Below are 23,264 nucleotides of genomic sequence, written 5' to 3'. Positions count from 1 at the left end.
CTGGTGCTGGGTGGCACCGGATACTAATAAAAAACGAGTAATATCAATAAGAGTCTTAGCCCTGCTTATTTGCAGGGCTTTTTTGAATAGACGATTTATACCCCTGGCATTGGCGTGGCTCTGAATGCATTTACAGCCTTGTCCATAACAACCTGTGCGTTGCTTCCCGAATCAAGAACCGTATTTTTAACCGATTCGTTTTCTATCAGTACGGTGGTCACGTCAAGCGCCTTCAATTGATCGGTAGCCAGCAAAGCGCCCACTTGCGTAGCGAAACAAGACCCCGTTGCTATAGCCTGCACCTCCGACGCTTCGGTAGTGGCAACAATATGATTGCCAGAAATATAATTTCCCTGCCCCGAAGCGATACGTATTATTACAGGTGTTGCACCAGGGGGCGTGACATACTGGGTACCTATCGTTTCAGAAATATGATTGGCAATCACAGAGTTATTGTCACCACTGATATAGAGAATGCCATACAAATCATCCAAGCCATTGTTGTATGCCTGCATAGGAGGCCAGGGTTCACGGTCACGTAAAAAGTGATTTGAAGAAACCAAATTTTCCGAGCAGTTTCCCTGGAGCACCACCATTCCCGGGTAAAATGAATGAAATCTATTGCTGGAGATAGCTGAGCGCACTACGCCAGAAAAATGGACGCTGCTTTTACCCCGTGGGAAAATATTGTTGGCCGTAATTAAAAGCCCACCAAAATTCTCAGCATAAATTGAGTAGCCTTTATAACCAGCGCCTATCAGATTATCGGTCACTTTTGACGCCTGCCCCGAACCCCGTAGCTCTATACAGTTTCCGCATTCAGCGATGAAATTATCATGAATATCCAGCGCATCTGCATTATAAATAGTCACCCCATGCTCCAAATACACCATCCCCATACCGGTAATCCGGAATGAGTCTTGAGCACTGGCAATATAAATACCTGTTTTCCCGTTTGTGTAGCTATTTTCTGGATCATTGTTTCCTGAACCATCATCCAAAAAATGTAAACCATCAATACAAAAGTCAGCAAACTCTACCGAGCTAATTCGGGGTGCGCCATCACGCCGAACATAAAACGCGGCTCCTGCATGCTCCTCATCGTCAGCCGCTGACGATATGCCCACCTGTATTCTGCTGCCCCCCGGCCACACTTCGTGCCAGTTTGCCAGCTCACTCTCCGGAGTATTAAAACGAATACTTGAAGAGGTGAAACCATGACCAGAACCCGCAATTTTCAGATAGCTGATGTCAATAACCACCTGCGTAGTAAGATGATAGTCACCTGGCGGGATATAGATAACGGCGCCTGGTTTACCACCTTCATTCATATCAACGTCCGTTTGCCTGCTTTTAACATCCGCGATAATGCTATTAATTACCTCGCCAATATCCTCATACGGATTACCCACATTCCATTCTGTTACATCGTAGTAATTTTCACTCGCCATTAATTAAACCTCTTATAAGATGACATTAAAGGACAGGAACGTCTTTATATTCCAGTGATTGGCCCCGACCGTTCTCCAGCTCACGCTTTGCAAGATCGACTTTGATTTTTTCGAGGAGCGCATTATTCAGCTTGAAGTAGCGCACCATAAACGCGCTGATGAAATAACTCACCATGGGCAGTAACGAGAACATCATGATAATGCCCTGAATCGTCTCCGTATTCTGTGCCGGTTTATTGGCAATATACCCGGTAAACGACAGTATCCAGGCAACGATCGCGCCGGCCACCGCCAGCCCCATTTTCAACATAAACAGGTTGCCGGCGAAGGAGATACCGGTCAGGCGTTTACCGAATTTCCAGTCGCCGTAGTCGTCAACGTCGGACATCATTGCCCACAGAATGGGGCCCGACTGGATTAAATGCAGAATATTGATGACGATAAACAGCGTTAACAGCGGTGTCAGCGATTTCGGGTCGACAAACCATAACGCAAAGGACAGGATGCCGAGAATGATGTTGATAATGCGGAACAATTTTATTTTATCGAAGCGATCGGTGAGCGGCTTGGCAATCACGCTACCCAGCATATTGCTGGCGACGCCGAGCGCCATAAAAAAGGTGATAAATCCTACTGAGGCCTGCATTACGTAGGTGGCGTAATAGATAGTGACCGCTCCGCGAATAAAAGCCGGGAAGACATTCAGGAAGGTAATCGAAATCATCAGTAGCCATTGGTCATTTTTGGCGATGTCTTTCAGATCCCGCATTAAGCTGTCGTTGGCTTTAATCGAAACGACGCGTTCCTTGATACTGGAGAAGCAGAACAGGAACATTAAGGTCGCAGCGCCGCCCATGATCATCATCGTCATCTGGAAACCGGAAGCCCGGTCGCCATTACCCAGCCAGTCGGTCAGGGGCAGGATGGAAGAAGAGACGATAAGCGTCGCCAGGCCGTTCAGGAAGAAACGCCATGACAGACAACCCATGCGTTCTTTCTGGTTCAATGTAATGACGCCCGCTACCGAGCAATAGGGAATATTGATTGCCGTATAGATCAACGACATCACCAGATAAGTTACCCATGCATAAATGATTTTTCCGTTCATGCTCAGGTCTGGTGTGGTGAACATCACGACGGCACCCAGACCAAACGGCAGCGCCATCCACAACAGCCAGGGCCGAAATTTACCCCAGCGGCTTTTGGTGCGGTCGCAAATAGCGCCCATGACCGGATCGCTAAAGGCGTCAAAAATGCGGATGACCAGAAATAATGTGCCCACAATCCCGGGATCCAAGCCATACACATCGGTATAGAACCATGTCAGGTACAGCGCCAGCACGCTCCAAATCATGCAGGATCCGGCATCCCCCATACCGTACCCCACCTTTTCTTTCAGGCTCAGCTTTTCGTAAGCGCTTTGCTTTTCTATTGCGGTAGCAGACATAAACCCACCTCTTTATTGCGCAGTCATGAATACAAAGCACGGGCCGTGTTCCAGCCATCAACGCCAGCACTTTCATCGTTTTTTGTTAAAAGGAATCCCTGGCGCAAACAGTTGCACCTTGGCTAAACCTGAATCGAATTACAGGGTAGTGATGTGAATATTAACGCTGCTCTCTCGTATAATTAATCGTGAGACAATTTCATGCATTTCGATACTTTCCTGCCTAACTTGATTTTTCACCATTTGAAAGGCCAGATGAGCAATTTCGCTTATCGGTTGTGCCATGCTGGTGATCTTTTTTGTTTGCGCCAATAGGGTGTTGTCGAAACTGGCGATGGCAATATTCTGAGGTACCGCAACGCCTTTTTCTTTTAACCCATCAATAATATAACTGGCGGCGACATCGTTATAAACTAAAAGACAGGAACAGGTTTTATGCTGCTTCGTTAATTTTTCGATGATGACATCAAGTATATTTATATGGCCTGATATTTTTTCTCCCACGCCTTTGGTTATCCAGAACTGGTTCTCTTTGGCTAGAGCCAGACCATGGCTGCTGATTTTTTTACTGTAGGAAGACACTTTTCGATTATCGACACCTTCCTGAGCAACAAAACCAAATGAGGTATGCCCCGTTTGCATGAAATGTTCCGCAATACTTTCCGCGCCTTTACCTTGGTTAATTGATACGGAGTTAAAAAAACGGGAAACCTGCGTTACGACTGCCACCGGAATGTTGGTGATCGTTAACCACTCAGAGAGTTCAGCTTCCACTTCTGTCGGTACCCACAGCAGGCTGTCGATCCCCATGCCAACCAAGGTATGGATAATTTGCTTATCCTGCTGCGGTTGATTCTGATGCGTTTTAACGATAACCGACTTACCAATGTATCTGGCCTCTTCTTCAAATGTCGCCAGCAGCTCACAGAAGTGAGGGTTAACCAGATTAGGCAATACCACGCCAATCAACCCGGAACATTTGCCGCTAAGTTGAAAGGCGCTCTTGCTTGGCACATAACAAAGATAATCCATCGCATCACGCACCGCCTTGCGTGTTTCCGCCACTACGCTGGGGTGGTTATTTAAAACCCGCGATACGGTGGCGGTAGAGACCCCGGCTTTTTTTGCTACGTCTTTAATGGATGCCATAATGATTAATGCGTCTCCCTAACAATGGAACTCACTATAAAGTGTGACGGGAGTTGAAAATGCAAGCCAGTTCACATGTCGTTGTGTTACATCAAACCACGGTTTGCGCTCTCAATTTTATCTATCGCGGGGTTTTGTTGAGTCAATAGAACTTTGGGCCGCCAGCAGGTTCGGAACGCTGTCCTTCTGGTTTGATGCGCAGGTCCTCCAGGCCGGGACTTTTAATTTCCCCCTCACACCGCAGCATAGACAATAAAGGTGACCACGCCGAAGATCTCCAGCGCGTCTTCGTCACCGAAGACGATCGGCGAATAAGCCGGGTTCATCGGCAGCAGCCGCAGATCGGGGTGGCGCTGCAACTTCTTCACCGTGAACTCGCCGTCGATGGCGGCAATGACAATGTTCCCGTGCTCCGCCCGCAGTGAACTGTCGACGATCAGCAGATCGCCATCCTTGATGTTGCCCTCGACCATCGAATCGCCGCTGGCGCGCACAAAGTAAGTGGCGTTGGGGTGCCGCACCAGCAGTTTGCCGATATCCAGCCGGGCTTCCACATAATCCTGCGCCGGAGAAGGGAAACCGCAAGCCACGGGATCGACAAACAGCGGCAGTGCCGGCGTGGTTTTATTGTCTTCGGAAGGGGAAATGAACAACATAATGAACAACCTCACTTAACTGTATTTTTATACAGTATCGCAAAGAATTTATCGCGTTCAAGTTGTTTACTTGAGGATCCCGGGAACCGATTGATGCCGTGGGAAATTTAGCTGCCCTGGCCGGCCGGCAACCTATCTGCATTTTCCCCCTCAGGCATCAGTAAACACCTTTACTGCAAGAGCACGCCATAGCTATAATAGTATGATTTTTCACTAAAAATTGATCAGTTTATTCTCGATTTGCCTATCATTTCAGCCGGTCTGCTCACCGATGAGCAGACCTTCGCACTGATATGATCGCTCTGTGTTCATCGTCTAAACTACAAGTCTTTATCTTTTTCATTGAGGTGTAACCCCAGCCTGAATGGCCTGCAGCGCAGAGCAGCCTGATTATCCCCCGCCATGTCTTCATTTTGACATCCGGATCGGGTTAATTAGGGGGTAGCACGAGCGCATTTGCCGGCCGAAGAACGGCGGGCTGCGTGGGATTCCCTTGGGTACATGCCCGGTTTCAGGGCGTAATTGCAGAGGCAAGCTATGGAACATGTCGTTTATGTCGTCGATGATGACCATTCAGTCAGGCAATCTATTGTCAGGCTGTTAAACTCTGCCGGCTACAGTGCCGTTGATTTTGACTGTGCAGAAGCCTTTCTTTCACACTCCTTTCCCGCCATACCCGGCTGTATCATTCTGGATATGCGCATGCCGACCGGAGATGGTTTCGAGGTAACCGAGGCGCTGAAAGCGAGCGGCCGGGAAATGCCGGTGATCTTCCTTACCGGCTACGGCACCATCCCGCTGTCGGTACAGGCGATGAAAGCCGGTGCGCATGAGTTTTTGACCAAGCCGGTCGCTTCCGACGATCTGCTGAAGGCGGTTCAGGAAGCCCTCAATCTGGCCGAGGAAAATTCAGATCAGTTGCGCGAGCATTACGAACTGAAACAGCGGCACCTCACGCTGACGCCGCGCGAACAGGAAGTGCTGGAGCTGACGATTAAAGGCTTGATGAATAAACAGATTGCCGCAGAGCTGGGCGTCAGTGAAATTACGGTCAAGGTACATCGTCGCCGGGTGATGGATAAAATGCAGGTGCGTTCTCTCGCGGATTTGGTGCGTCATGCCGAGCGGTTAAATCTCAGTAAATCCAAAGCATCCTGACAAATCGGCTCATGTGCAGGCATACAGGGAACCCCGCACATGAGCCATTTTGCTTAGCGAGCCTGTAAAAACGCCAGGAGATCGTCGTTTAACCGGTCCTGATGCGTTACGGCAAAGCCGTGAGGCGCATTGTCATACACCTTCAGTTCAGCGCCAGGGATCGTTTCAGCGGCCACTTTACCGGTGACGTCAATCGGAACGACTTGATCGTTGCTGCCGTGGATCACCAGCGTAGGCACATCAATCTTCAGCATATCGTCACGGAAGTCGGTTTCCGAGAACGCAGTCACGCACTCGATGGTCCCCTTCAGCGATGCCAGCAAAGCAATGTTCAGGGTCTGGGTCAATACGCCTTCAGAGATCGTCTGGCCGGCATTGATGCCGTAAAAGGGCACGTTGAAATCGCTGATGAACTGGGCGCGGTCTTTACGTAACCCATTGCGGATCCCTTCGAAAACGGACAAGTCCACGCCTTGCGGATGCGTTTCGCTTTTGCCAAACATTGGCGTAACCGCGCCTAACAACACCAGACCGGACACGCGTGCGCTGCCGTAGCGGCCGATGTAGCGGGCCACGTCGCCACCGCCCATAGAAAAGCCCACCAGCGTGACGTCCTGCAGATCAAGCTGCGTGATCAGTTCATTGATGTCCGATGCGAAAGTGTCGTAGTCATAGCCGGTCCAGGGCTGATCTGAACGGCCAAAACCGCGGCGGTCGAACGCAATGACACGGTAGCCGCGTTCAGCCAGAAAGTTTAGCTGGCTGTCCCACATATCCGCGTCCAGCGGCCAGCCGTGGCTGAACAGCACCGGCTTCCCCTTCCCCCAGTCTTTGTAGTAAATCTGCGTACCGTCGTTCGTTTTAATCGTGCTCATAACAGACCCCTTGGCAGTGTTTATAAACTCAGAGGCTGACGGACCCGGTTAAACCGGCGCCACCAGATAACGGATCAGCGGCAGTGTTTCGCCCTGATGAAATGCACAAATACGGTTTTGTATTTTCTGGTCATTCATGGTGTAACGCTCCTGCTGGCGCAGGTACTCCATCCAGGAACCGACCACAAACGTCTCGACAAAAACGCCGGGCTGAAGGATGTCCTCATACACGGACCAGTTGATGGCGCCGCCGCGCCGCCTGACGCGCCGCATGTCCTGCATGCATACCGTGAAGGCGCGCGCATCCTCTGCCGTAACCAAATATTCGTAGCTCACCATCACCGGCCCACGGTCATGGCGCACATCCAACTCAGGCGTGGCGCCCTGTTCCGTACTGATGTCCAGGTTCAGGTCGGGATCCTGGTCCAAACGCCAGCGGTAAACCGTGGTGCTGGCCAACACCATACCCAACGCGGCCACGCACAGTGAAACGGGAATGCCGAAATGCGAGGCCAACTGTCCCCAAATGGCGCTGCCGGCGGTCATGGAGCCGAAGAAGACGGTCAGATACACCGCCAACGCGCGTGCTTTCACCCATTTCGCCGCGCTGCGCTGTGCGCCGAGGTTCAACGTAGACAGCACCGCTATCCAGGAAAAACCGGTGAAAAATTCAAACGCGTTGAGCAGCCAGACGTTACGGACAAACGCCAACGCCAGCATCGTGACGGCAAACAGCAGGCTTGCCAGCACCATCAGCCGATCCGGGTTGAAGGACTTACGCAAGCGAGGCAGTAACACCGCACCGAAGATGGCCCCTACGCCGATAAAGGCCAGCATGATCCCGTAACCGCCCGGACCAAGCCCAAGTTCACGTCGCGCGACCAGCGGCAGCAAAGCCCAGCCCGCACTGCCGAACGTGAAAAAAGCTACCGTACGAACCAGCACATTGCGCAAAACCGGTGCGGCATGTACATAGCGAAACCCGGCGCGAACGGCGGAGAAAAAGTGCTCGGGCGGCAGGCGCTGAACGCTCGGTTCCGCCTTCCAGCGGTAGAGCACCCAAGCTACGCCCAGCACCGAGATGGCGTTGAGCAAAAACACCATCCAGGGGCCGGCGAAGGAAAGAATCAGGCCCCCCAACGCCGGGCCGATGGCGCGGCTGATGTTGATGCCCAATGAATTGAGCGCAATGGCCGGCCCCATCTCATTTTTGCTGACCAAATCAGGCACAATGGCCTGGAACGGCGGCGAACTCATGGCCGCACCGGTGCTCAGCAGGAAGGCCGCAACCAACAACACGCTAGGGGTGACGTGGCCCGTCACCGACAAAAGGGTCAGCCCGGCCGCGGCGATAAACACCCAGACCTGCGAAAACAGCAGGTATTTACGGCGATCGACAATATCCGCCATCACCCCGGAAGGCAGCGCAAACAGAAACATCGGCAAGCTGCTGGCCACCTGGACCATGGCGACGGACAGCGGATCGGCACTGAGCGTCAGCATGGTCCAGTTCACCCCAATATCGTTCATCCATGAACCGATATTGGAAACGACGGTGGCTATCCACAGCATGCGGAACACGCGTTGACGTAGCGGTTGCCACGGCGATGCGTTCACCGCCGGCACCTCTTTCAGCGCTTCAGCTGTGATGCTGTGAATATCATTAATCTGCGTCATAACGCCTCTCCAGCGGCCTGTCTGCACCGATACGCCACTTACCCGGCCCGGTTATCGCCAGCGTGGTAAAGATGATCAGCAGCAGCCAGCCGAATTGCCCTTCGGCGATAGACCAACCTGGGTGCACGAACAGCATCGCCACCAGCAGCACGCCGATAATGGGCAGACAGGCGATACGCGTACCGAACCCCAGAATAATGAACACCGGGCAGACCACTTCCGCCAGAATGGCGGGCAACAGGCTCATGTAAGGTCCGAAGCCAAAAGGATCTTCGATGCGTGTCAGTTCTTCGCTGAAATTAAACACCTTCGGCAAACCATGCACATGCAGCAAGAGCAGGCTTCCGGTCAGGCGCAGGAAGAACAGCCCCAGATCGATCCGGGGCGCGATGAAAAATGCAGATGACGTTTTCATAGGATTAAAACGCAAAGCAGCTGCAGCCAAGCGTGCCCCAGAATGCATTGTCATCTGCAACGGGTACGCTGGAACCGCGGGCAATATCATGATTGTGGGTATGTACCCCACAAGGGCCGCTGCAATGATGCGCCTGTGACATCATGCCCACGCGTGCATTCGCTACCGGCGGTGCGCTGCGGTAGTGACCCGGCACCTTCACCACCGGCGACCAATCCGGCAACACCGGAATGGACGGTGGCGCCAACGGCCCGAACGTGCCGGCGGCATAAACGATGTCGCCACCGACCACCGTCAGCACGGATTCGATGCCCTTGATCTCTTCTTCAGGTACGCAGAAGTAATCCTTGCTGAGTACCGCCATGTCCGCCAGTTGGCCCACTTTGATCTGCCCTTTTTTGCCCTGCTCGCTGGAGAACCAGGCGCTACCCTGCGTCCACAGCATCAGCGCGGTATCGCGATCCAGACGCGCATTGGCGTCATACATCTGCATGCCGCCCAGGGTGCGGCCGGAAACCAGCCAGTAAAGCGCCGTCCACGGGTTGTAGCTGGCCACGCGGGTGGCGTCCGTTCCCAACCCCACCGGCACGCCGGTTTCCAACATGCGGGCCACCGGTGGCGTGTGGCGGGTCGCTTCAATGCCGTAACGCTCGGCAAAGTATTCGCCCTGGAAGGCCATACGGTGCTGCACGGCGATGCCGCCGCCAAGCTCCTTGATCCGATCGATGTTTTTCTGGGTCACGGTTTCCGCATGGTCAAAGAACCAGTGCAGACCATTGAACGGGATCTCGCGGTTGACTTTTTCAAACACGTCCAGCATGCGGCTGATGGATTCGTTATAGGTCGCATGCAGGCGGAATGGCCAGCGATGCTCGACCAGGTGGCGTACGACACGCTCCAGTTCGTCTTCCATGCCTGGCGCCAAATCCGGACGCGGTTCCAGGAAGTCTTCGAAGTCCGCGGCGGAAAACACCAGCATTTCACCTGCGCCATTATGGCGGAAGAAGTCGCTGCCCTGGCCCGGCGTCAACATGTCGGTCCATTTTTCGAAATCTTCCAGTTCATGCCCCGGCCGCTGGGTAAACAGGTTGTAAGCGATGCGCAGCGTCATCTGCTTTTTCTCATGCAGTTCGGCGATCACTTGGTAGTCTTCCGGGTAGTTCTGGAAACCGCCGCCGGCATCGATGGCGCTGGTCAGGCCCAGACGGTTCAGTTCACGCATGAACTGACGGGTCGAGTTCACCTGCTGTTCCAGCGGCAACTTCGGCCCTTTGGCCAATGTGGCGTAGAGGATCATCGCGTTAGGGCGCGCAATCAGCATGCCGGTCGGGTTGCCGTTGCCGTCGCGCTGAATTTCGCCGCCTGGCGGGTTGGGCGTGTCTTTGGTATAGCCCACCACTCTCAATGCTGCGCGATTGAGCAGTGCGCGATCGTAAAGATGAAGAATAAACACCGGGGTGTCCGGCGCCGCTTCGTTGATCTCATCCAGCGTTGGCATGCGGCGCTCGGCAAACTGGAACTCCGTCCAGCCGCCCACCACGCGCACCCATTGTGGCGATGGCGTACGCAGCGCCTGATCTTTCAACATCCGCAAGGCATCCGCCAGCGACGGCACGCCTTCCCAGCGCAATTCAAGGTTGTAGTTCAGGCCACCGCGGATCAAGTGAAGGTGTGAGTCATTAAGCCCCGGAACCGCAGTGTGCCCTTTAAGATCCACCACTTTCGTGCCTTCGCAGTGGTGCTGCATCACTTCAGCGACGGTACCGACTTCAAGGAACTTGCCCTCGCGGATCGCCACGGCTTCCGCCAGCGGGTTTTCGCGATCGACAGTATGAAACTGCCCGTTAACCAGTATCAAATCAGCTTTGCCCAGCGAAACCATAGGTCCTCCTGTCTGAGACGTCCGGTTCAGGCACAAAGCCGCCGGACACAACGTGCGCGGCCTTTTCAGAGCGGCGCGAATTGAAAGGATTATGGAATAGGAATGGGAAAAGACCAGTTATACAAAGGGATAGATATACCAAAGTATAGGTATACGAAAGGTTAGTTATACCAACAGATAATAGTTTTGCCCCCCACCCCAGCCTAACATTCAACCCGTTGATAGCGTTTACCACCCGGTAGCTTTCGGCTCTGTCGCTGCGCCAACGGCGTGACGGCCTTGTTACTTTTAACCTCATCCCAAGGGTATTTTTATGACAACCTCTAAGCTCGAAGTCCTTACGCCTGCCAACTGTCAGATTATTTTCATCGACCACCAGCCTCAGATGGCTTTTGGCGTGCAATCGATTGACCGCCAGGTGCTGAAAAACAACACCGTTGCCCTGGCGAAAGCCGCGAAGGTATTCAACATTCCAACCCTCATTACAACCGTTGAAACCGAGAGCTTCTCAGGTAATACCTATCCGGAACTGCTGGACGTGTTCCCTGGCAAAGACATCCTCGAGCGGACCTCGATGAACTCATGGGACGATCAAAAAGTGCGTGACGCGCTGGCCGCCAACGGCAAGAAAAAAGTGGTGGTTGCCGGCCTGTGGACCGAAGTCTGCAACAACAGCTTTGCCCTGTGCGCCATGCTGGAAGGCGACTATGAAATCTATATGGTGGCTGATGCGTCAGGCGGCACCTCTAAAGAAGCGCACGATTATGCTATGCAGCGCATGATTCAGGCCGGCGTGATCCCGGTAACTTGGCAGCAGGTGATGCTGGAATGGCAACGTGACTGGGCGCACAAAGAGACCTACAACGCGGTGATGGATATCGTGAGAGAGCATTCGGGCGCTTACGGCATGGGCGTGGATTATGCCTATACCATGGTGCACAAAGCGCCTTCACGTCAGAAGAGCGAGCACCACACTCTGGCGCCGGTCGCCGCCCGCTAACCGCGGGAAGCCGGCCGGTACAAAGCCCGGCCGGCTTCATCCCAGGAGATAATGATGAGCGCAGGATTAATTTCCCTTTCCGTCGGCGTCCTTATTGGCCTGCTCTATGGGCTGCTTAAAGTCCGCTCGCCGGCTCCCCCGGCGCTGGCGCTGGTGGGGCTACTGGGAATGCTGGCCGGCGAAAGCTTGATGGGACAGGTGCTGCAACCGGAGCAGACCGCCAACACTCGGCTTTGTCAGACACCGCCCGGCACGGCGGCCTCTTCCACTGTAACCTGCCCTGCGAAAGGAGACTGAAATGAAAGCATGGCTCGTTTCGCTGGCCATTGGCCTTCTGGCCGGTATTATCTATGCAGCGTTGAATATTCATTCACCGGCCCCGCCGGTTATTGCCCTTCTAGGCCTGTTGGGGATGCTGATCGGCGAACAGATTATCCCGGTCACCCGGCGGCTGATAAACCGACAGCCGCTGACGCTGGCGTGGTTTCGCCATGAATGCGTCCCCAAAATATGCGGAACTCCACCGGCCAAGGCTCAGACGACAACAGAGGACCCTCCGCTTAAGTAATGACCTGTCAGAGGAATATCAGCATGATGCTGCCGCAGCGCATTGCCATTGTCGATGATGAACGTTCTGTCCGCAGCGGGTTAATCAACCTGCTGCAGTCTGACGGTTACACGACATACGCCTTTGAATCCGCAGAGGCGTTTTTAAACGAACAAACCGCGCTGTCAGACGCTTCGTTGGTTATTATCGACATCAAGCTAAAAGGAATGGGTGGCTTCGAGTTTTATGAAAAAATAAAGACTTACGCAACGCCGCCACCGGTGATATTTATATCCGGCCACGGTGATGAGAATATGCAACGGCTAGCCCTTAAACTCGGTGCCGTTGCTTTTTTGCGTAAGCCTATCGACATCGACGCGCTCCTGGGCCTGATCCAATACGCATTGAGAGACGATAAAAACGCCTGATGACAAAACCGCTTCCTGCGAGAGAGCCTAATGAATGATCCGCTAATACCGCCAGACCGGGCTGCCCTTCCTGATTTTCAGGATGGGCAGTTTTTTGCATTTAAGGATGATGTCATTTTTACCCCCCTGGTTCAGGAGGGCTGCATCGTCTGGATGAACGGGCGGCACCCTTTTTCGAGCGGGGCTTTCATCCTCGCCACTGCGGTCAGCGATGAGGCGGAAGCGGACGCGACGCAACTGCTGAAAAATGAATTTCTGCTGCGTCCCTACCTGTCCGACGCCTGGGCGGTAAAACCCGCCGCCTGCACGCAGTATCGCGGCCGATACGCGCTGGTCTATCCGTCTTTTGCCTTTGATTCCCTGGCCCGCATAACGGGGCAGCCGATGGCCTGCATGGCCAGCTTCCTGGAGCTTGCCATCCGGATATGTGCCCCACTGCGTCAGATGCACAGGCACAACCTGATCCACGGCGATATCAAGCCGGGTAACATCTTTATCCAAGGCGATACCTCATGCCGCCTTGCCGGGTTTGGTCTTACGACGGGCACTGCGGAAGAGTTAAAACAAACCCGCCTGCCGTTTTTTGGCGGCACGCTCGCCTATATGTCACCCGAACATACCTCGCGCACGCAAAGATCGGTGGACAGCCGCAGCGATCTCTATAGCCTTGGCATCGTTTTTTATGAGCTGCTGACCGGCTCTTTGCCCTTCGACCTCAGCGAAGGCGGCCTGGCGGAATGGGCGCATCACCATATCGCTTCAGAGCCACGCCCGCCTCATCTGCTGCGCGAACAGGTACCGGCCATGCTTTCAACGCTGGTCCTGCGGTTGTTGGCCAAGTCGCCCGATAATCGTTACCAGACGGTCGATGGGCTGGTCGCTGACCTGCGCCGCTGTCAGGCTACCTTGACCGATGACAATGACATCATGCCCTTTCCTCCCGGGTTGCAGGATCGTGCACCTGAGTTTCATCTCGCCGAGACGTTGTACACCCCCCATCCACAGAGCCGCGAGCTTGTCGCCGCGTTCGACAAGGTTAATCAGAGCGGAACCCACACGCTGGCGGTCATCAGCGGGCCTTCGGGCATCGGCAAATCCTCGCTGATCGCCTCAGCGTTAAAAGAGCTGAAAAACCGGCGCACGCTGCTTGCCGTGGGTAAAGTCGACCAGTTCTCATCGTCGCTGCCTTATGGGGTGCTGACCTCCGCCTTCCGGGCGCTGACCCTGAAACTGCTGGGATTGCCGGCAGAAGATGTCGCTCTCTGGAAAACCCGCCTGGCGCGCACGCTGGACGGTTACGAGGGGCTGGCCATTAACCTTGTACCGGAACTGGGTCTGTTGCTGGAGCGGAAATCCCGGCAGGCCCCCGACTCGCTGACGACCGATGCCCGAGCCCGCTTTAATCTTATGATAGTCAGCCTGGTCAATACCTTTGCCACCCCCGGCTGTCCGCTGGTGCTGCTGATTGACGATATTCACTGGATCGATGTCGCCAGCTTGCAGGTGCTGGAATATCTGCTTAAAAACAGCGATGCGCTGCCGTTACTGTTGGTGGTTGCCCTGCGCGATCCCTCTTCAACGGACAACCTTTCGATGTCTGAGGCGCTGGGCCGGCTCCGCGATGCGGCTCAACGTAAAATCGACATCATACCGGCGCCGCTCTCGGTTAAAGCCGTCGCTCGTTGGCTGGCCGACGTCTTCCAGCGGCGCTCAACCGACACCCTCGACCTGGCTCGTCTGATACATGAAAAAACCGGCGGCAACCCACTGTTCGTGCATGAGTTTTTCAAACGTATCGTCGATGACGGCCTGGTGACGCACAACAAGTATCAAGGCAAGTGGTATTACGACGTGCCGACCATTCGGGCACGTCATTACACCGAAAACGTCGTCGGCCTGGTATTGCAGCAACTGGAGAAAATGCCCGCAGAAACCCGCAAGCTGTTAGGCAGCCTGGCCTGCCTGGGCAGCAGCGGCGAGCTTGGCACCATTAGCCGCGTCCTGAACCTCTCCGATACGGATATCCGCTATCAACTGCACCCTGCGGTTACCGCCCAGTTGATTACCCTGTCTGCCGACACCTATACGTTCCCCCACGATCGCGTGCAGGAAGCGGCCTTCGCCCTGCTGGATGCCGGCGAACGGGGGCATCTGCACCTCACGACGGCAAGCCTGCTGGCCGAAGCTTCACGCCAGGCGGCGGGCAATGAGATGCTGTTCCGCGCCATTCACCATGTGTCCGCAGCCATTGACTGCGTACAGCCGCCGCAACAGCGCAAAATGTTTCGTGAATTGAGCATGCTGGCGGCCCGCCGCGCGAAGCGTTCCGGGGACTACCTCTCCGCACAGCGATATCTACAGACCGCCCGTGCACTCGGCGGCCCTGCGTCTGATAATGCCTCCGATTTCGCGTTGGAGCTGGAGGAAGCCGAGTGCGCGTTTTTGCTGGGTAACCTGGTTGCGGCGCGGCATTTGAGCGACCGGTTGCTGGCTTCGCCTGGCGGGTTGGCGGAAAAAATCTCCGCGGCCAATTTGCTGGCGGAAGTGCATATGCGCCAGTCGGATAACCCGCTGGCACTGGAGACCGCATTAAGCTGGCTGACGGTATCCGGTATTACGCTTAACCGATACCCCGACGATGCGGAATGCGAGGCGGCCTGGAAAATGCTCCACGTCCGTATCGGTGAGAACCCGGCCGCTATTTTCAATCAATTGCCGCTCATGGCCAGTCCTGAAACGGAAGCCGCGATGAGTTTGCTGGCCCGTGCCAGTCTGTCCGCCAGCTTCATCAGCCCACGTCTGCACTTCATGTTGCTGTGCCAGATGCTGCATCTGACGCTGGAACACGGCATTACCGGCGCCTCAACGTCGGCGATGGGCTGGTTTGGCGTGCTGATTGGTCACCGCTATGACGAATATCGGTTGGGCTTTAAATACGCGGTACTTGCCCGTGAACTCGTGACGCGCCACGGTTACAGCGTTTACGAAGCGAAAACGCTGCTGCCGCTCGATCAGTTGAGCGTCTGGACCCAGCCGCTCTCCTACACCACCGAATGCGCCAAAGCCTGCTTCACGGCGGCGGTGACGCACGGCGATCTGACCGTCGCCTCTTTTGCCGCCTGTCATCAGATCATTAACTTTTTAAGCCGCGGCGATCATCTGGATAACGTGCTGACCAGCATCGAACGGGGACTGGCCTTTGTGCGGAAATCCCATTTTCCGGACGTTGAGCGCATTATGTTGATCCAGCGGCATTATGTTGAGCATTTGCGCGGGGTATCGCCAGGAGCCTGGGGCGGCATGGATGCGCTGCCTGACTCGCTGCTGCCGACCGCGCCGGAACAGGCGCCGCAGCAAATGTCCACCATGATGTTCTGGTTCTGGCTGTATCGGGGCATGACGCATTTTGTCGCCGGCGAATACCCGCAGGCGGAAGAGTCGCTGAAACAGGCTGAGTCCTTTTCCTGGTCTGCGCCGGGGCATATCCACCTGCTGGATTTGCATCTGTACAGCGCGCTGACGTTAAGCGCTCAACTGACACCGGATACCTTCTCCGTTGAACACCGGCGAAAACTGCAAAAGCACCATGACAAAATCGCGCTCTGGGCACGCATTAATCCGGGCACATTCGCCGACAAAGAAGCGTTGGTGTATGCGGAGATTGCCCGCCTTGACGGCATGAACAGCATTGCACTCGAACAGTATGAAAAAGCGGTAAGGCTCTCGCGGGACTCGGGTTTCAACCCCAGCAATGCGCTGGCTCATGAACTCGCGGGTCGCTTCGCGCTCAGTTGCGGCTACCATACTGCCGCCGATGCTCACTTTCGGGGCGCAATGGCGGCATGGGGGCGCGCAGGTGCGCAGGCCAAGGTGAATCAGCTGAAACAGGCTTATCCCCATCTGGTGTCCCCTGGCCAGGCAACGCCTTATGACACCATCGCCTTTGCCCAGAATGAAGAAATCCGCGATCTGCAAAGTGTCATCAAAGCATCGCGTGCCCTGTCTGAAGAGATCAATCTGGAACGGCTTATTCAGATACTGATGACCATGCTGTTGGAACGTGCCGGTGCCCAGCGCGGCCTGTTGATCCGCATATTGGATAACAACATTCCTGAAATCGAGGCAAGCGCCTATACCGGCAGCGACGGCGTCAGGGTGCGGATTATAAAAGATGTGCCGATGGCCACCGACATGCCGCTGTCGGTACTGTCCGCCGTGATCCGCACCGGGCAAGAAATACGCACCGGCAAGCCGGAAGAATTCAGCCCTTTCTCGCAGGATCCTTACCTCGTGACTTCCGGCGCCGCCGTTTTGTGCGTGCCGATGTTCAAGCAGGCGCGGCTGGTCGGCGTGTTGTACCTCGAAAACCGCTTAATGCCTGAAATCTTCACCGCCGAGCATTCGAAAGTGGTTAACCTGCTCGGCGCGCATGCCGCAGTATCGCTCGAAACCGCAAGACTGTATGCCGAATTGCTTGAGGAGAACATTCAGCGCAGGCGAGTGGAGAAAGAGCTCAGAGCAAGCCAGACCTCGCTGATGCTGGGCGAGCAGATCAGCCATACCGGCAGTTGGCGTTGGGAGCTGGAGCAGGATCTGATGTTCATGTCCGAAGAATATGCCCGTATTCTCGGCCTGCCCGAAAAGCAGAAAATGATTTCTATGGCCGAGTTTCTTACCTTCGTTCACCCGGACGACTATGCGCGAGTCAGCACCGTCGTCACCGACGGGGTAAGAGACGGGCAACCCCTCAGGGCCGAGTTTCGCATCATGAGCGCGGATGGCGTTTGCCGCTACATATTGGGCATAGGTAACCCGGTCGGCGTGGGCACCGAGGTCTACGAATACTACGGCACCATCACCGACATTACTGCTCAGCGGCAGACGGAAGACGCCGTCAGAGTGGCCCAGGCCGAGCTGGCCCGCGTTTCCCGCGCGACCACCGTCGGCCAGTTGACCTCGTCCATTGCGCACGAAATCAATCAACCCTTGATGTCGATTGTCTCGAACGCCGGGGCAAGCCTGCGCTGGCTGAACCACGACCCTGTCCGGCATGACAATATTCGTACGGGGCTGGAGGAGATCATTGCAGAAGGCCAGCGCGCAGGTGAAATCATTCGCAGCCTGCAAACCCTGACGCGCAAGCAGGAGCCGGTCTTTTCTCGTATCGATCTGCACTATCTTGTCCGCCATATCATGACCCTGTCGCGCAGCGAAATTGAGCAGCGCCGCGTGGCGGTAGAGTATGAACTGAAGGCCGCCGACAGCTTTATCTTTGGCGACAGCATTCAGATCCAGCAGGTGCTGATTAACCTGGTGATGAACGCGATAGAAGCCCTGTCGGAAGTGAGCGATCGTGCGCGAACGCTTAGGATAACCACGTTGAACCCAGATGACGGCAGGGTTGAGCTACGCATAATGGACAACGGCGTCGGGCTGGATCCTGACGTAATGGAACGGGTTTTCGATTCTTTCTACACCACAAAAGCACAAGGAATGGGGATGGGGTTGACCATCAGCCACGCCATTATTGAACGCCATCGGGGCGCGCTGAAAGCGCAGGCGGCGGAACCCTACGGCAGTTGCTTCAGTTTTGTGGTGCCAATCAGCGGCAGTGAAAGCGCGATTAAGCCGTAATGTGCACAAGAATTTGCGTGATCATCGGGTGAAATTCCGGTGGCCCGTCTCAGCCAAGCGGCCCGAATGAGGCGGACCACCGGGTTAGCGGCTACAGCAGCAGCGCCAGTTCCATCGCCGCGCGTTGCAGCTGTGGCAGCACCCGCTCACGCAGCTCCGCCGAGGAAATTTGCGAAGCATTGACCCCCACGTTCATTGCCGCCACCACGCCGCCGCCCTTGCGCGAATGCATCGGCACAGCGATCGAACGCAGACCAATCTCCAGTTGCTGATCGTTGATGGCATATCCCTGCCTGCGCACTTTCGCCAACTGTTCACGCAACTGTTCCGCGTTGGTCACGGTGTGCTCGGTCAGCGGTTCGAAGGTCACCCGCGACAGATAATCCTCCAGTTGTTCCTCATTCAGCGCACTGAGCAAAACCAGCCCCATTGACGTGGCGTAGGCCGGCAAGCGGCTGCCTCGCCCCAGATCAATCGTCATGATGCGCTTCACCGAGGCGCGAGCGATATACAAAATGTTGTCGCCGTCGAGCGTTGCCACCGAGCAGGACTCGTTGAGCAGCTTGCTAAGGTAATCCAGCGAATTCTGCGCCGCCTTCGCCAGTTCGGAAGAGGAAAGATAGGCGTGGCCGATGGTCAGCACCCGAGGCAGCAACCGATAATGTCGGCCATCGGGGCAATGCACAAAACCCAGCGCCCGCAGAGTGTACAGGCAACGGCGCACCGCAGCGCGCGGAATACCGGTAATCTGGCTGATTTCGGAAACCGACATCTGTGAATACTGCGGCTGGAAGGCCTGCAACACCTCTAACCCCCGGGCCAGCGAAGCCATAAAGTTGGGATCGCCCTTGTACCTCTCGTTGCTTAAATCGCCTATCTCCTGCAACCGGCGCAGCTCTCCGCCGCCAAATTCCGAAACATCACCCATCCTGATCCTCCCTTCTTTCGATGACGCCTGGGCTGATACGCCCGAAGTGCCGAAAACAGTGCCGAAACAACGCCAAATATCGATTTAGTTACCTGCATCACAAAATGAGCAGCTCAACCACCAATGTTTCGATAATCGCACAATACGCTGATATTCGCACTTGTCGCTGTATTTTTCATCATTTAATTTAGAGCCAGAACCACCAGTGTGACGCTGAATTAACCGTAGCCTACTCAGGAGAGCTGATGATCGATAAAAACGTGGCATCCGCAGACGCCGCCGTCGCCGATATACCGGATGGCGCCACCCTTATGGTCGGTGGTTTTGGCCCTGCCGGCCAACCCTGCGCCCTGCTGGATGCGCTGATCCGCCACCGCCCGCGCGAGCTGACGCTGATCAGCAATAACGCCGGTAACGGGGATTTCGGCCTGGCCGCGCTGCTGAAGGCCGGCTGTGTGCGCAAAGTGGTGTGCTCTTTCCCGCGCCAGTCCGACTCCTGGGTATTTGACGATCTGTACCGCCGCGGCGAACTGGAACTGGAGCTGATCCCGCAGGGCAATCTGGCCGCCCGCATTCAGGCCGGCGGTTCCGGCCTCGGCGGCTTCTACACGCCGACCGGTTACGGCACCAAACTGGCGGAAGGCAAGGAAACCCGTGAGATAGACGGCCGCCAGTACGTGTTTGAACTGCCGCTAAAGGCCGATTTTTCTCTGATCAAGGCTGAAAAAGGCGACCGCTGGGGCAACCTGCTGTATTCCAAAACCGGGCGCAACTTCGGGCCGATCATGGCGATGGCCGCCCATTGCACCATCGCTGAAATCAATCAGCTGGTGCCCCTGGGCCAGTTGGATCCTGAAACCATCATCACGCCGGGGATCTTCGTGCAACGCCTGGTAACTTCCCCGGCAAGCGCAGCGCAACTGTCGGCTTAAGGAACGGACTTATGTCAAAACTCACTCATCAGCAGTTGGCCGAGCGCATTGCGCGCGACATCCCGGAAGGCGCCTATGTGAATCTGGGCATCGGCATCCCGACGCAGATCGCCAACTACCTGCCGGCGGACAAAGAAATTTTTCTGCACAGCGAAAACGGCATCCTCGGCATGGGCCCTGCACCGGCAGAGGGGCTGGAGGATCCTGATCTGATCAACGCCGGCAAACAGCCGGTCACGCTGCTGAAAGGCGGTTGTTTTTTCCATCACGGCGACTCTTTCGCCATGATGCGCGGCGGCCACCTGGATATCTGCGTACTGGGTGCTTATCAGGTCTCCGAACAGGGTGATCTCGCCAACTGGAGCACCGGCGCACCGGGGGCCATTCCGGCAGTCGGCGGCGCGATGGATTTGGCGATTGGCGCACGCCAGGTCTTTGTGATGACCGAACATCTGACCAAAAAAGGCGAATGCAAGATTGTCCGCCACTGTACCTATCCTCTGACCGGCGTCGGCTGCATTGACCGCATCTACAGCGATCTGGCAGTGATGGACGTTACGCCTCAGGGCCTGGTGGTACGCGAAATATTCGGCGGGCTGACCCCGCAGCAATTACAGGAAGTCACCCCGGTCGAGTTGACCTTTGCCCTTCAGCACGGAGAACCAACGCATGAATCCAGCCTATCTGTGTGACGCCGTTCGTACGCCTTTTGGCCGTCTGAACGGCAGTCTCGCCACTGTCCGCGCCGACGATCTGGCCGCCCTGCCGCTGAAAGCGCTACAGGCGCGCCACCCGCAACTTGACTGGAGCGCGGTAGACGACGTGTTGCTCGGCTGCGCCAACCAGGCGGGAGAAGATAACCGCAACGTGGCGCGCATGGCGCTGCTGCTGGCCGGCCTGCCGGTGCAGATCCCCGGTTGCACCCTCAATCGTCTGTGCGGCTCCAGCCTGGATGCGGTGGCGATGGCGGCCCGCGCCATCAAGACAGGTGAAAGTGAGCTGATGATTGCCGGTGGCGTGGAAAGCATGTCGCGGGCGCCGTTTGTGATGGGCAAAGCGGAGAGCGCCTTTAGCCGGGCGATGAAAATAGAAGACACCACCATGGGCTGGCGGTTTATCAATCCGCAAATGCAGGCGCAATACGGCGTGGACTCTATGCCGCAGACCGCTGAAAACGTAGCCCTGAAGTTTGGCATTAGCCGCCAGGATCAGGATGCTTTCGCCCTGCGCAGCCAGCAACGCACCGCAGCGGCCCAGGAAAGCGGTTTCTTTGCCGAGCAACTGATCGAAGTCAGTCTGGCTCAGAAAAAAGGCGACCCACTGCTGTTCCGCCAGGATGAACATCCGCGCGCCACTACGCTCGAGGCACTGGCGAAGTTGAAACCGGTAGTTAATCCGCAGGGTACCGTCACCGCCGGCAATGCCTCCGGGCTGAACGACGGTGCCTGCGCACTGTTGCTGGCCGGAGAGCGCGGAGTAGCCCGCCACGGCTTGCAGCCAATGGCACGCATTGTCGCCAGCGCCGTGACCGGCATTGAACCTTCGATTATGGGCTTTGCGCCGACAGAGGCGGTGCGCAAAGTGCTGAAAATCGCCGGTCTGACGCTCGATCAAATGGACGTTATCGAACTTAACGAAGCCTTTGCAGCGCAGGCGCTGGCGGTGACTCGTGAGCTGGGACTGAGTGACGACGCCGCACAGGTGAACCCGAACGGCGGCGCGATTGCGCTGGGCCATCCGCTGGGCGCTTCCGGTGGCAGGCTGGTGATGAACGCCGCCTGGCAATTGCAGAAAACCCGGGGACGCTACGGGTTATGCACCATGTGCATCGGCGTTGGCCAAGGTATTGCGCTGATCATCGAGCGGGTATGAATATGGACATCGACTATCGCCTCGATGGCCGCGCCGGTGCGCCGCTGTTGGTGCTGTCCAACTCGCTCGGCACCACCTTCGACATGTGGCAGGCGCAGTTGCCGGCATGGTGCGAACACTTTCGCGTGTTGCGCTACAACCAACGCGGCCACGGTGCAACCCCCTTGCCGGAAACCCCGCTGCGGCTGGAAACGCTAGGCAATGACGTTGTCGACCTGCTCGACCGGCTGGGTGCGCCAAGCGCCCACTTCTGCGGCATTTCGATGGGCGGGCTGACCGGGCTGTGGCTCAACCGCTACCACCCGCAACGCATCAAGCGCTTGGTGGTGGCAAATACCGCCGCGCACATCGGCAGCGCTGAAGGCTGGCAGCAGCGTGCGCAGCAAGTGCGTTGCGAGGGGTTGGCGGCGGTGGCCGCCGCATCCCCTTCACGCTGGTTCACCGAAGCCTTTTTGCAGCGCTCGCCGCAGCAGGTTGCTGCGCTGGTTGACGGGCTGGCAGCAGGCGACGCCGCCGGTTACGCAGCCTGCTGCGACGCGCTGGCGCAGGCCGATCTTCGTAACCAAACCCGCCAGATGGCGCGGCCGATGTTGGTCATTGCGGGGGAGCATGATCCGGTCACCACCGTGGCGGACGCCGAATTTTTGGTAGCCAACGCGCCACATGCCCGGTTAAACGTCTTGCCGGCCTCGCATATTTCCAACGTGGCCTGCGCGGAAGCGTTCGGCCAAAACGTTATCGAGTTCCTGACCGAGAAAGGATGACGGGCCGGCGGGCCTGTCATTTTCCCGTGATTCGTTGCCCCAAAGCATCAATCACCGGCTCGCCGTCTTCTTTGCTGAACGGACCCTGCTGGGGATCCGGCAGGATATCCAGCACCGCTTCCGACGGGCGGCACAGCCGCGTGCCCAAAGGCGTCACCACGATCGGCCGGTTAATCAAAATCGGCTGTTGCAACATAAAATCGATCAGTTGAGCATCGCTCCACTGTGCGTCCGCCAGCCCCAGTTGTTGGTAAGGTTCGACGTTTTTGCGCAGCAACTCACGCACGGAAATGCCCATGTCGGCAATCAGTTTGACCAGTTGATCACGGCTGGGCGGCGTCTCCAGATACAAGATCACCGCAGGCTCCACGCCGCTGTTACGGATCAATGCCAGCGTATTGCGCGAGGTGCCGCAGGCCGGGTTATGGTAAATGGTTATCTGGCTCATG

General features: G+C 56.1%; 20 protein-coding genes. 10 read left to right on the top strand and 10 right to left on the bottom strand.

Annotation, left to right across the window (positions count from 1 at the left end):
• Positions 1–95 precede the first annotated feature (95 nt).
• The 4 genes from ACUTSW_RS00705 to umuD form a co-directional block, all read right to left on the bottom strand.
• Positions 96–1,451, bottom strand: coding sequence for a NosD domain-containing protein (locus ACUTSW_RS00705; protein ID WP_434460536.1), 1,356 nt, complete (start codon positions 1,449–1,451; stop codon positions 96–98).
• Between the two features lie 25 nt (positions 1,452–1,476).
• The gene (locus ACUTSW_RS00700; protein WP_004946181.1) at positions 1,477–2,898 is read right to left on the bottom strand and encodes a glycoside-pentoside-hexuronide (GPH):cation symporter; all 1,422 of its coding nucleotides are present in this window, start codon (positions 2,896–2,898) and stop codon (positions 1,477–1,479) included.
• A gap of 138 nt (positions 2,899–3,036) precedes the next feature.
• A complete protein-coding gene (locus ACUTSW_RS00695) occupies positions 3,037–4,047 on the bottom strand; it encodes a LacI family DNA-binding transcriptional regulator (RefSeq protein WP_062871210.1) in 1,011 nt (336 codons plus the stop codon).
• 233 nt (positions 4,048–4,280) lie between these two features.
• A complete protein-coding gene (umuD, locus tag ACUTSW_RS00690) occupies positions 4,281–4,703 on the bottom strand; it encodes a translesion error-prone DNA polymerase V autoproteolytic subunit (protein WP_445583437.1) in 423 nt (140 codons plus the stop codon).
• Positions 4,704–5,240: 537 nt separating this feature from the next.
• Between umuD and ACUTSW_RS00685 the strand changes: the two genes are divergently transcribed.
• Positions 5,241–5,861, top strand: a complete 621-nt coding sequence (locus tag ACUTSW_RS00685) for a response regulator transcription factor (RefSeq protein ID WP_445583436.1) — start codon at positions 5,241–5,243, stop codon at positions 5,859–5,861.
• 53 nt (positions 5,862–5,914) lie between these two features.
• On the opposite strand, the gene ACUTSW_RS00680 is transcribed toward ACUTSW_RS00685, so the two are convergent.
• The 4 genes from ACUTSW_RS00680 to ACUTSW_RS00665 are packed head-to-tail and all read right to left on the bottom strand — an operon-like array spanning position 5,915 to position 10,710.
• The gene (locus ACUTSW_RS00680; RefSeq protein WP_445583435.1) at positions 5,915–6,736 is read right to left on the bottom strand and encodes an alpha/beta fold hydrolase; all 822 of its coding nucleotides are present in this window, start codon (positions 6,734–6,736) and stop codon (positions 5,915–5,917) included.
• 48 nt (positions 6,737–6,784) lie between these two features.
• Positions 6,785–8,413, bottom strand: coding sequence for an MFS transporter (locus ACUTSW_RS00675; protein ID WP_445583434.1), 1,629 nt, complete (start codon positions 8,411–8,413; stop codon positions 6,785–6,787).
• On the bottom strand, positions 8,400–8,828 hold the full coding sequence (locus ACUTSW_RS00670) for a DoxX family protein (RefSeq protein ID WP_006326169.1): 429 nt from the start codon (positions 8,826–8,828) through the stop codon (positions 8,400–8,402). The genes ACUTSW_RS00675 and ACUTSW_RS00670 overlap by 14 nt, the downstream gene beginning before the upstream one ends.
• 4 nt (positions 8,829–8,832) lie before the next feature.
• Positions 8,833–10,710: an amidohydrolase gene (locus tag ACUTSW_RS00665; protein ID WP_445583433.1), complete on the bottom strand. Its 1,878-nt coding sequence runs from the start codon at positions 10,708–10,710 to the stop codon at positions 8,833–8,835.
• A 313-nt stretch (positions 10,711–11,023) separates the two neighbouring features.
• Between ACUTSW_RS00665 and ACUTSW_RS00660 the strand changes: the two genes are divergently transcribed.
• The 5 genes from ACUTSW_RS00660 to ACUTSW_RS00640 are packed head-to-tail and all read left to right on the top strand — an operon-like array spanning position 11,024 to position 18,319.
• On the top strand, positions 11,024–11,710 hold the full coding sequence (locus tag ACUTSW_RS00660) for a hydrolase (RefSeq protein WP_445583432.1): 687 nt from the start codon (positions 11,024–11,026) through the stop codon (positions 11,708–11,710).
• 54 nt (positions 11,711–11,764) lie between these two features.
• Positions 11,765–12,007 carry a DUF1427 family protein gene (locus ACUTSW_RS00655; protein ID WP_434463164.1) on the top strand — a complete coding sequence of 81 codons (243 nt, stop codon included), beginning with the start codon at positions 11,765–11,767 and terminating at the stop codon, positions 12,005–12,007.
• 1 nt (position 12,008) lies between these two features.
• Complete coding sequence (locus ACUTSW_RS00650) at positions 12,009–12,278, top strand: DUF1427 family protein (protein WP_062871219.1); 270 nt, start codon at positions 12,009–12,011, stop codon at positions 12,276–12,278.
• A 23-nt stretch (positions 12,279–12,301) separates the two neighbouring features.
• The gene (locus tag ACUTSW_RS00645; RefSeq protein ID WP_445583431.1) at positions 12,302–12,685 is read left to right on the top strand and encodes a response regulator transcription factor; all 384 of its coding nucleotides are present in this window, start codon (positions 12,302–12,304) and stop codon (positions 12,683–12,685) included.
• Positions 12,686–12,715: 30 nt separating this feature from the next.
• On the top strand, positions 12,716–18,319 hold the full coding sequence (locus ACUTSW_RS00640) for an AAA family ATPase (RefSeq protein ID WP_445583430.1): 5,604 nt from the start codon (positions 12,716–12,718) through the stop codon (positions 18,317–18,319).
• A 91-nt stretch (positions 18,320–18,410) separates the two neighbouring features.
• Here the strand turns inward: ACUTSW_RS00640 and ACUTSW_RS00635 are convergent, their stop codons facing one another.
• Positions 18,411–19,247: an IclR family transcriptional regulator domain-containing protein gene (locus tag ACUTSW_RS00635; protein WP_445583429.1), complete on the bottom strand. Its 837-nt coding sequence runs from the start codon at positions 19,245–19,247 to the stop codon at positions 18,411–18,413.
• Positions 19,248–19,492: 245 nt separating this feature from the next.
• Between ACUTSW_RS00635 and ACUTSW_RS00630 the strand changes: the two genes are divergently transcribed.
• The 4 genes from ACUTSW_RS00630 to pcaD are packed head-to-tail and all read left to right on the top strand — an operon-like array spanning position 19,493 to position 22,815.
• A complete protein-coding gene (locus ACUTSW_RS00630; protein WP_445583428.1) occupies positions 19,493–20,179 on the top strand; it encodes a 3-oxoacid CoA-transferase subunit A in 687 nt (228 codons plus the stop codon).
• A gap of 11 nt (positions 20,180–20,190) precedes the next feature.
• Positions 20,191–20,871, top strand: coding sequence for a 3-oxoacid CoA-transferase subunit B (locus ACUTSW_RS00625; RefSeq protein ID WP_062871224.1), 681 nt, complete (start codon positions 20,191–20,193; stop codon positions 20,869–20,871).
• Positions 20,849–22,051: a 3-oxoadipyl-CoA thiolase gene (gene pcaF / locus ACUTSW_RS00620; protein WP_006326178.1), complete on the top strand. Its 1,203-nt coding sequence runs from the start codon at positions 20,849–20,851 to the stop codon at positions 22,049–22,051. Before ACUTSW_RS00625 ends, pcaF begins: the two co-directional genes overlap by 23 nt.
• Positions 22,048–22,815, top strand: a complete 768-nt coding sequence (pcaD, locus tag ACUTSW_RS00615) for a 3-oxoadipate enol-lactonase (protein ID WP_445583427.1) — start codon at positions 22,048–22,050, stop codon at positions 22,813–22,815. The genes pcaF and pcaD overlap by 4 nt, the downstream gene beginning before the upstream one ends.
• A 16-nt stretch (positions 22,816–22,831) precedes the next feature.
• Here pcaD and arsC read toward each other — a convergent pair whose 3' ends face one another.
• Positions 22,832–23,263 (bottom strand): glutaredoxin-dependent arsenate reductase, encoded by a 432-nt coding sequence (gene arsC / locus ACUTSW_RS00610; protein ID WP_445583426.1) that lies wholly within the window; start codon positions 23,261–23,263, stop codon positions 22,832–22,834.
• Between the last annotated feature and the right edge of the window lies 1 nt (position 23,264).

This window comes from Serratia sp. TSA_198.1 (assembly GCF_052686505.1).
This window is presented reverse-complemented; position numbering and strand designations above follow the sequence as displayed.